Below are 10,061 nucleotides of genomic sequence, written 5' to 3'. Positions count from 1 at the left end.
GCGGTGTTGGTGGTGCCGGTGGTGCGGGTGGTTCGCTGGCCGGTGATGGTGGCGCAGGTGGCGCGGGTGGCGCCGGTGGCACCGGTGGGACAGGTGGTGTTGGCGCCAGCGGTACGGCGGGTACCGACGCCTTGGCCGGTACTGGCAACAACGGCGGCGACGGGGCAGATGCCGACAGCACGTCCGGCAATGGTGGTGTTGGTGGTGTTGGTGGTGACGGCGGTGCCGGTGGTACCTCGACGCATGGCATGGCGGGAGTCCATGGTGTCGGTGGTGTCGGTGGCGACGGTGGGGCTGGCGGTGCGGCCGGCAACGGTGGTGACGGTGGTGCCGGTGCCGGTGGCGGCTTGGGTGTGGCGGCCGGCAACGGCGGCAACGGCGGCGCTGGCGGTGAAGTCGGTAAGGGTGGTGCCGCTGGGGCGGGCGGTTCCAGTGGTGGATCGCAGGCAGCCTCCGGCTCGATCGGCGCCGACGGCGCCGGTGGCAATGGCGGCAACGGTGGTGTCGGCGGTAAGGGTCTGTTGCTCGGCGACGGTACGGTCCAGGCCGGTGGTCAGGGCGGCAACGGCGGCGACGCCGGGGCGGTCGGCAACGGTGGCGCCGGTGGTGCCGGTGGTCAGGGCGCCACGGGCAAGGCGGGTACCACGAACATCAGCGGCGACGGCACAGACGGCGTTACGGGTGGTGCCGGCGGCGCCGGAGGTATTGGCGGTGCGGGCGGTTCGACCTCGGGCAACGGTGGTGCCGGTGGTACGGGCGGTGTCGGTGGCACCGGTGGCGCGGGCGGCAGCGGCCTAGACGGACAAGCTGGCGTCGACGCCGTGGCCGGTAGCGGCGGCGATGGCACGATCGGCATCGACGGTGGCAGCGGCGGCAACGGCGGCGCCGGAGGTGTCGGTGGGCAGGGCGGTGCCGGTGGCACCGCGACCGCGGGCGATGCCGGGGCAGTCGGTGCTGGCGGTCAAGGCGGAGTCGGTGGCGCCGCAGGTTCTGCCGGAAACGGCGGACGCGGTGGTGACGGTGCGGGCGGTGGAAACAGTGCGACCGCTGGCTCCGGCGCACAGGGCGGCACCGGCGGTGACCGTGGCGCTGTCGGCGCCGGTGGCGCCGGCGGCTGGAACGCCGACAACACGACGCAGGCTGACCAGGGCGCCGCTGGTGCCGAGGGTGGCGGCGGCCACGGCGGCGCTGGCGGTCGTGGTGGCGACGGCGAACTGCTCGGAGGCACCGTGCCGCAGGCCGGCGGCAACGGCGGTACCGGTGGCACGGCCGGTATCGGCGGTGATGGTGGCGTCGGTGGTGACGGCGGCAACGGCGCGTCGGGCATCGACGGAACCACGGTCGTCATCGACGGGACCGCGGGCGGCGCCGGAGCTGCCGGTGGCAATGGTGGTGCCGGAGGTGTCGCTGGTCCGGGTTCGGGCAATGGTGGTGCCGGTGGTAACGGTGGTTCGGGTGGCCACGGTGGTAACGGTGGAGCGGCCGACGACGGCTACCTTTTGGACCTCGCGGGAGGCAACGGCGGAAACGCCGGTGTCGGCGGTGCGGGCGGCAACGGTGGCGTCGGCGGTACCTCCGCCGAGGGCACCGGCGGTGCGGGCGGCGCCGGTGGTGTCGGTGGCAACGCGGGCAACGCGGCTGTCGGCGGACAGGGCAGTGGCGGGGGCGGTGGCGCCAACGCTGGTGCTGGCGGTAACGGCGGCGACGGGGCACTGGGCGGCGCCGGTGGTCAGGCTGGCCTGGGTGGTGCAGGCGTGGACGCGGGCGCTGACGGGGCCGTGGGAGCCGACGGCGTCGCGGCTGATGGCGCCAATGGTGGTCGCGGTGGCGACGGATACGGCCTGATCACCGCGACCAACACCGGTCAAGGCGGTGGCGCGGGCGGCAACGGCGGAAACGCCGCCGCAGTCGGCAACGGTGGCATGGGTGGCACCGGCGGTCAGGGTGCCACGGTCGATGGCGTTACGGGCAATGACGGGCACGGTACGGACGGAGCGGTCGGCGGTATCGGCGGCGACGGTGGCCAGGGCGGCGCCGGCGGCTCAACCTCTGGCAACGGCGGTGCAGGCGGCTACGGTGGCGTCGGTGGTCAGGGCGGCGCCGGTGGTACGGGTGCGGACGCCACGGTCGCAGACACCGACGGTGGTAACGGTGGCAACGCCGGCGCGGGCGGCTTGGGCGGCAACGGCGGCCAGGGCGGCAGCGCTGCCAACGGCACGGGCGGCAACGGTGGCAACGCCGGCATGGGCGGCAGTGGCGGCGTAGCCGGTAACGGCGGTAAGGGCCTCGGCGGCGGCGGAGCCGCGACCGCGGGTAACGGCGGTAACGGCGGTAGCGGTGCCCTCGGTGCCTCAGCAGGACAGGTAGGCCTCGGCGGTACCGGTACCACCAATGGGCAGGATGGTTCCACCCGACCGGACGGCGTTGCCAGTGACGGCGGCGTCGGTGGCCAGGGTGGCGACGGCGCAGGTCTGAGCGGCGGAGTCGGCCAGGGTGGTGGTCATGGAGGCGTTGGCGGCAACGCGGCTGCCATTGGCAATGGTGGTGCCGGTGGCGCCGGTGGCGCCGGGGCGACAGTGGACGGCATCACCGGCGGCGACGGCAACGGCACCGCAGGAGCGATCGGTGGCCTCGGCGGTAATGGTGGTACCGGTGGCCTCGGCGGCTCCACGTCCGGTAACGGTGGCGCTGGCGGCAACGCCGGTAAGGGCGGAAATGGCGGTAACGGCGGCGCAGGTGCGGACGCCACGGTTGCGGACGCCGCGGGCGGCAACGGTGGCAACGCCGGGGCAGGTGGCCAGGGCGGTGTCGGTGGCCAGGGTGGCGAGGCGCTAGCCGGTATCGGTGGTGACGGTGGCGCCGCGGGTGCTGGCGGTAACGCCGGAACGGCCGGCGCCGGTGGCGCGGGTCTTGGTGGAGGTGGCGCCGCCAACGCGGGGGCCGGCGGTGCGGGCGGTGACGGTGCCGATGGCGCGGCTGCCGGGACCGCGGGTACCGGCGGCGTTGGTACCGCTGGCAACGGGGCTGACGGTGGCGCCGGTGTGGCGGGCGTGGGTAGCGACGGTGGCGCCGGTGGCCATGGTGGCGCCGGTGTGGGCCAGGTAACCGGCGGAGTCGATGCCCAAGGTGGCGGCGCAGGCGGTAACGGCGGTAACGCTGCCTCGGTCGGTGTTGGTGGCGCGGGCGGCAATGGCGGTGCCGGTGCCGCCGGTGACGACGGCGTTACCCTCGGCGACGGAAACGGCTCGAACGGGCTGAACGGCGGCGCCGGTGGCCTCGGTGGCCTCGGTGGTGCCGGTGGAACCGACTCCGGTAATGGCGGCGCTGGTGGCCAGGGTGGCATCGGTGGTGCCGGTGGCAACGCCGGTCATGGCGCCAACGGAGTGTCCGGCGCTGCGGTATCGCCCGGCAGCGGTGCCTCTGGCGCGGACGGAACCGACGGTGGTAATGGCGGCATCGGCGGTAATGGCGGCGTCGGCGGCAACGGCGGCGCCGGCGGAGCAGCTAACAACGGCGTCAGCGGCGTTGACGGTTCCGGTGGCGCCGGTGGTAACGCCGGTAACGCCGGTAACGCCGGTAACGGTGGTCGCGGCGCCGACGGTGCCGGTGGCGGAATCGGTGCCGTGGCGGGCTCGGGTGGCCACGGTGGTGACGGCGGCGTCCGTGGCAGCGCCGGAACGTCGGGCGCGGGCGGCTGGAATGCCGATAACAGCATTCAGGCAGCCAGCGGCAACGCGGGTACCGCGGCCATCGGCGGCAACGGCGGTGCTGGAGGTAAGGGCGGAACCGGGGTACTCCTCGGGGACGGCACCGCGCAGCTCGGCGGCGCTGGCGGTGACGGCGGCAATGCCGGGCCGGTGGGTAACGGCGGCGCCGGCGGCAACGGTGGTGCCGGTGCCAACGGCGCGACTGGCTCGACAGCACTGGCCAATGGTGGCACCGGCGGAAACGGTGCGGCCGGCGGCAACGCGGGCAGCGGTGGTCAGGGTGGTTCCATCTCCGGTAACGGCGGCATTGGCGGCGTGGGCGGTGCCGGCGGAAACGGTGGCACCGGCGGTGCGGGCGTGCAGGGTCTTGCTGGAGCTGACGCCGCTGCGGGCAGTGGCGGCAACGGCGGTGACGGCACCGACGGCGGAAACGGCGGTAACGGCGGCGTCGGCGGATCCGGTGGTGCCGGCGGCAAGGGCGGCGGCGCGACCAATGGCTCCGCAGGGCTCAACGGCAGCGGTGGCATCGGCGGCAACGGAGGCGCTTCCGGTCAGGCGGGCAATGGTGGCCAGGGCGGTGCCGGCGCTGGCGGTGGCGCGAATGAGGCAGCTGGTCATGGCGGCAATGGCGGTGCCGGTGGCGACCGCGGTGTCGGCGGTGCCGCGGGCAAGGGCGGCCTGAACGGCGACGGTGTCACCTATCGCAGCGACGGCGCACTGGGTGCCGTTGGTGGCGGCGGAAACGGTGGCAATGGTGGTGCCGGTGGCATCGGCGCCCTGCTTGCCGACGGAGTAACTGGCCAGGCCGGTGGCTACGGTGGCAACGGCGGCGCGGCCGGCTCGATCGGCACCGGTGGTGCCGGCGGCGCCGGCGGCCACGGCGGTAGCGGCGTGGCCGGCGGGATTGACCTCGACGGCAACGGCACCCTCGGTGGCAACGGCGGTATCGGTGGTGCTGGCGGCGATGGTGGAGCCGGCGGTACCACCATGGGCGCGGCCGGTGCCGGTGGCGCAGGCGGTACCGGTGGCAGTGGTGGCAACGGTGGTAACGGTGTGGCCGCGGGAGCCGGCAACTCGGGCGGCACCGGTGGCCAAGGCGGTAACGCCGCCGCCGGTGGTGCTGGTGGCATCGGTGGCAACGCGGCCAACGGTGCTGGCGGCGTCGGTGGAGCCGGCGGTAACGCCGGGAACGCCGGTAACGGTGGCACTGGTGGCGCCGGTGGTAACGGCGGTAGCGGCCTGGCGGCCGGCAACGGTGGCGACGGCGGCATCGGTGGTGACCGCAACCTCGGCGGTGCCGGTGGCGCTGGCGGTATCGGCCAGGGCAGCACGCAGGCAGCCAGTGGCCAGGCGGGAACCAACGGTTCCGGTGGCGACGGTGGTGCCGGCGGCAACGGCGGTAACGGTGTGCTCCTGCCGGGTGATGTCGCCCAAGATGGTGGCGCTGGCGGTACGGGCGGCGCGGCCGGAGCGATCGGCACTGGTGGTGCCGGCGGTAACGGTGGAGCAGGCACGGCCGGCGTCAACGGCATCACCGACGGCAGCGGCGATGGCACCTCCGGAACCGCAGGCGGCAACGGCGGTGCCGGCGGTGGCGGGGGTGCCGGCGGCACCACCTCGGGCAACGGTGGCGTGGGTGGCCTGGGCGGCGTCGGTGGAGCTGGTGGCCACGGCGGTGCCGGCGCGAATGCAGCCGATGGCGCCAACGCCGGCGCGGGCACCGGTGGCAACGGTGGCGATGGCGCAGACGCCACCAGCACCAACGGCAACGGTGGCGCGGGCGGTAACGGTGGTGCCGGCGGTGTCGGCGGTACCGCCACGCTCGGTGACACCGGTGCGGCCGGTGCCGGTGGCGCGGGTGGTGCCGGTGGTAACACCGGCAACGGCGCCAACGGTGGTAACGGCGGCAGCGGTGCCGGTGGCGGCGTGAACGCCATCGCCGGATCCGGCGGCCACGGTGGCGCCGGTGGTGTGGCCGGTACCGCGGGCGTCGGTGGTGCCGGTGGTCTCGGTGGCGACGGAACCGCGGCCGACAATGGCCAGGACGGTGCCCTCCTCGGTGGCAACGGTGGCAACGGTGGCGCCGGCGGCAACGCCGCGTCGGGCCAGCTGGGCGGCCACGGTGGTAACGGTGGTGCCGGCGGCACCATCGGACACGGCGGCGCGGGCGGCGACGGCGGTGCCGGTGCCAACGGCGTCGCGGGCACCACGATCGGTGTCGACGGAACTGACGGGGCGACCGGTACGGCGGGCGGCAACGGCGGCCAGGGTGGCGCTGGTGGCTCGGTCTCCGGTGACGGTGGTTCCGGTGGCAACGGTGGCGTGGGCGGCCACGGTGGTGCGGGTGGTCACGCGGCTAACGGCGCTGCGGGTACCAACGCCACGGCGGGCACCGGTGGCAACGGCGGTACCGGTGGCGACGCGACAGGCGCTGCCGGTGCCGGTGGCCAAGGTGGTGCCGGTGGCTCCGGTGGTGCCGGTGGTGCCGCCACCGTGGGCAACAGCGGCGCCGACGGTGTCGGTGGCATCGGCGGTGACGGTGGTGCGGGCGGTAACGCCGGCGTTGGAGGCACCGGCGGTAATGGTGCGGGCGGTGGCTCGAACCTGGTGGCCGGTACTGGCGGCAAGGGCGGCAACAGCAGCAGCACCGCGGGTGCGGGCGGCGCAGCCGGGGCCGGTGGCCTTGGCGGCGACGGAGTCTCCCAGGCTGCCGGTGGTGTGGACGGCGCTGGCGGCGCGGTCGCGGTCGGTGGCACCGGCGGCAACGGTGGCAACGGCACGGTGCTGGGCAGCGGCCTGGCGCAGGCCGGTGGTCACGGCGGTACCGGCGGTAGCGCAACCGGTGAATACGGCAACGGTGGCACCGGTGGCAACGGCGGAACCGGTTCAAATGGCACCTCGGGTACCAACGCCGCCAACGGCGCGGGCGCTGCCGGTGGTAACGGCGGCAACGGCGGCTCGGCTGCCCAGCACGGCACCGGCGGCACCGGTGGCAACGCAGGTAAGGGCGGCAATGCCGGCGCCAACACCTCGGTGGGCGCGAACGGTGGCACCGGCATCATGCCCAAGGACCCGAACGGCAACGCCATGCCCGGTGGCCCGGGTGGCGACGGCGCCAAGGGTGCCACCGGATTTGCCGGCGGCGCGGGTGGTGTCGGCGGTGTCGGTGGTGCTGGCGGCACCTTGACCGGGGACGGCGGCAAGGGCGGAATCGGCGGAATCGGCGGGATCGGCGGTACCGGCGGTACCGGTGGTAACGGCGGAACCGGTGGTGCCGGCGGTGCTGGCGGACTCGGCCTACCCGGCCGTACCGGTGGTACCGGTGGTACCGGCGGACAGGGTGGTGACGGCGGCGTCGGCGGCGCGGCCGGTCAAGGTGGCGCCGGTGGTGTTGCGCTGGGCGTTGGAAATGCCGGTGAACACGGCGCCGGCGGTCTCGGCGGTCAGGGCGGCACCGGCGGGAAGGCGGGTACCGGTGGCACCGGCGGTGCCGGTGGTGCCGGCTACAACGGCATCGTCGGTCAGGGCACCGGCGGTGGCGGTACCGGTGGCAGTGGCGGTGCCGGTGGTACCGGTGGCACCGGCGGCCAAGGCGGCGCCAACGCCGACGGCACCCAGGCTCAGGGCGGCGCCGGTGGCATGGGCGGCAAGGGCGGCAACGGCGTCAACGGTGCCTCCCGACCCAGCAAGTCCAACTGGGCGGGCGGGGGCGGTGATGGTGGCCAAGGTGGTGCCGGCGGAACCAATGGTGACGGTGTCGCCGGTAATGCGGGATCCAATGGTGTCGCTGGCACGACCGCCGGTGCTGGCAAGGGCCCGGCCGGTGTGGGCGGCGCCGGCGGCGCCGGTGGCACGGGCGCGCCCTAGCCAGACGCCGGGCAGGGCGTAAACGGATGAATCCCCGGTCCGACACTTCGGTGTCGGGTCCGGGGATTGTCATTGGTTGCAGGGCGACTGGGCAGCATCGAAAAGGGCGGTGACGGATGACGATCCGTCACCGCCCTGGCCGTTGGTGTTTAGGGCGTAGCGCGATGGCCTGGGATATCCTCCGGTGTCCGGGGCCAGCAGAACAATGCGATTCTCTGATCCCACTTCACCATGTAGTGCTCGCCGAGGAACGGCATGCCTATGTGCTCCCAGAACAGCCGTCCATTGGAGCCGTCGGCCTGGGGATCCGCCATGATCCGTCGGCACTCTGGATCGGCCTCGAATACGCTCCGAGCCAACGGGCCTAGGATGTTGGTGGCGTGTCCTTTCCTGAGTGCGCCGACGGAGGCCATCGCGCCGTGCAAGCCCACGTCGTGGGGATGGGCGTCGTAAACGGTCGCGATGTCATCCTGTGCAGCGCGGTACAACTCCATGTAGCCGATGGGCTCGCCGTGTAGAAGCCAGATGTATGGCCGTGCGTAGTTGCCTTCGAATTGGACCTCCAGATGGCGGCGCCACTGGTCGGGCGGGTAGTCGTAGCCCCAGGTCTGGGCCAAATGCGGTCGATTCATCCACTCCGAGATCATCTCGGCGTCTCTGTCCGGATCAGCGAAGCGAGTGCTGTAGGGCTCGTCCAGTATCGGCAGCGGAGGCGGCGGTATCGAGAGGACGTAGTCGCTGAGACCACTACGTTGCCGCGGCATCTGCGCACTCATAGCGCTCCCGAATCCGTTGGGGCACGACCGGTTCCGGCAACCATGAAAAACTCCTCCTGGAGATCCGTTGACGGCAGCGCCGTCGACAATTGGCTCGCCAATGATGCTACGTTGCCTGGCGAAGATCAGCGACGAATATGCGCCCTGACGCCCGAAAAGGCGGATAGGCCTTCGTGTTCGGCACTATGGCTGTGATGCCACGCACGTTCGGCGCCTAGACGGTCAGCACAACCTTCCCCGTCACCTCACCCGATGACAGCATCCGGTGTGCCTCGGCGGCCTGCGTGATGGGCAGTCGCGCACCGATCACCGGCTTGATCCGGCCGTCGCCGAGCATCGGCCAGAGCTCGCTGGTCACCGCGGCAACCACCGTGCCCTTGCTGTGCGGCCCTTCCACCGGCCGGCCGCGCAACGCGGTGCCGATCACCCGGGCGCGCTTGGAGATCAGCTTGCCCAGATTCAGCTCGCCTTTGACCCCGCCCTGCATCCCGATAACCACCAGCTGGCCGTCGTTGGCCAGCGCATCGACATTGCGGTCCAGGTAGGCCGCCCCCATGATGTCCAGGATCACGTCGGCACCGCCGGCCTCACGCACCCGCGCCACGAAGTCCTCGTCGTGATAGTTGACGGTGATCTCGGCGCCCAGTTCACGACAGAACGCCAACTTGGCCCCGGATCCGGCGGTGACGGCCACCCACGCCCCGAGCTGACGTGCCACCTGAATGGCGTGGCTGCCCACGCCGCTGGCTCCACCGTGTACCAGCAGCAACTGGCCCTCGGACAACCCAGCGGTCAAGACCAGGTTCGACCAGACGGTGCAGGCCACCTCCGGCAGGCCGGCCGCATCCACCAGATCCACCCGGTCCGGTATCGGCAGCACTTGAGCAGCCGGAACCGCCACATATTCGGCGTAGCCGCCCCCGGCCAGCAAGGCACAAACCTGTTGTCCGACCGACCAGCTGGTCTCCTCGTCTCCCACCGCGGTGATGACGCCGGACACCTCCAGGCCGAGGATGTCGCTGGCCCCGGGTGGGGGAGGGTACTTGCCCGCCGCCTGCAGCAGATCGGCGCGGTTCACCCCGGCCGCGGCCACCCGAATGAGCACCTCGCCCGGGGCCGGTTGCAGATCGGGGACCTCTCGCCAGGCGAGGACGTCGGGGGATTCGGCGATGATGGCGCGCATGTCCGACACGCTACTACCGGCCTGAGGCGGCCGAAAACGATCAGAAGCCCCAAGTACGTCGCTTAACATGACGCTGTGCAGCGCCATGATCGCCGCCGGACGGGGAGTGATTTACCCGGCTTGGATCTCGCCGAACGTCGAGCATGGCAACACTATTTGGAAGCCGTGCTGCGATTCGACGCGGCGCTCAACCGGGCGCTGACCGTGGATCATCAACTGTCGGTGATCGACTTGCGGGTACTCGACATCCTGGCCAAGTCCACGGACGGGTCGGCCCGAATGGGTGATCTGGCCGACCTGTTGGGCGCTTCTCGCCGTCAGATGACAACGCGAATCGACCGTCTCGGGGAGCGGGGACTGGTGCGCCGCGAGCCCGATCCGCAGGACAAACGGGGCGTCGTCGCGCTTCTCAACGACGCTGGAAGGGCGATCATCGCCCCGGCGATCATCAGCTACGCGCAAACCGTGTCGACGGGACTTGACCCCGTGTGTTGGACACGCTCAATCCCAGGAATGTCCTGGGGGAAG

The 10,061-nt window shown here is 72.4% G+C and carries 5 protein-coding genes; 2 read left to right on the top strand and 3 right to left on the bottom strand.

Features of this window, described 5'->3' with window-relative positions; translation table 11 throughout:
* On the bottom strand, nucleotides 1-263 hold a 263-nt coding region (locus BST15_RS22435; RefSeq protein WP_207572064.1), incomplete at its 3' end, for a hypothetical protein.
* Here BST15_RS22435 and BST15_RS22265 point away from each other — a divergent pair.
* Nucleotides 249-7,574, top strand: coding sequence for a PE family protein (locus BST15_RS22265; protein ID WP_207572063.1), 7,326 nt, complete (start codon nucleotides 249-251; stop codon nucleotides 7,572-7,574). The two genes, BST15_RS22435 and BST15_RS22265, sit on opposite strands and share 15 nt — an antisense overlap.
* 149 nt (nucleotides 7,575-7,723) lie before the next feature.
* Here BST15_RS22265 and BST15_RS20060 read toward each other — a convergent pair whose 3' ends face one another.
* Nucleotides 7,724-8,350 (bottom strand): GNAT family N-acetyltransferase, encoded by a 627-nt coding sequence (locus BST15_RS20060; RefSeq protein WP_046191211.1) that lies wholly within the window; start codon nucleotides 8,348-8,350, stop codon nucleotides 7,724-7,726.
* Nucleotides 8,351-8,564: 214 nt separating this feature from the next.
* Nucleotides 8,565-9,533 carry an NAD(P)H-quinone oxidoreductase gene (locus BST15_RS20055; protein ID WP_046191214.1) on the bottom strand — a complete coding sequence of 323 codons (969 nt, stop codon included), beginning with the start codon at nucleotides 9,531-9,533 and terminating at the stop codon, nucleotides 8,565-8,567.
* A 165-nt stretch (nucleotides 9,534-9,698) separates the two neighbouring features.
* Between BST15_RS20055 and BST15_RS23140 the strand changes: the two genes are divergently transcribed.
* Nucleotides 9,699-10,061: MarR family winged helix-turn-helix transcriptional regulator (locus BST15_RS23140; RefSeq protein WP_165757150.1), on the top strand; the 363-nt coding region annotated here is incomplete at its 3' end.

The organism is Mycolicibacter arupensis, from assembly GCF_002086515.1.
Classification (GTDB): domain Bacteria; phylum Actinomycetota; class Actinomycetes; order Mycobacteriales; family Mycobacteriaceae; genus Mycobacterium; species Mycobacterium arupense.
Note: the sequence above shows the minus strand (reverse complement) of the source record. Positions and strands in the feature narration are given on the sequence as shown.

Excerpts from the sequence above, each read along its gene's own strand:
- BST15_RS22265 (WP_207572063.1), top strand. The coding sequence starts at position 249 with ATGGCGGGAGTCCATGGTGTCGGTGGTGTCGGTGGCGACGGTGGGGCT.
- BST15_RS20060 (WP_046191211.1), bottom strand. The coding sequence starts at position 8,350 with ATGAGTGCGCAGATGCCGCGGCAACGTAGTGGTCTCAGCGACTACGTC.
- BST15_RS20055 (WP_046191214.1), bottom strand. The coding sequence starts at position 9,533 with ATGCGCGCCATCATCGCCGAATCCCCCGACGTCCTCGCCTGGCGAGAG.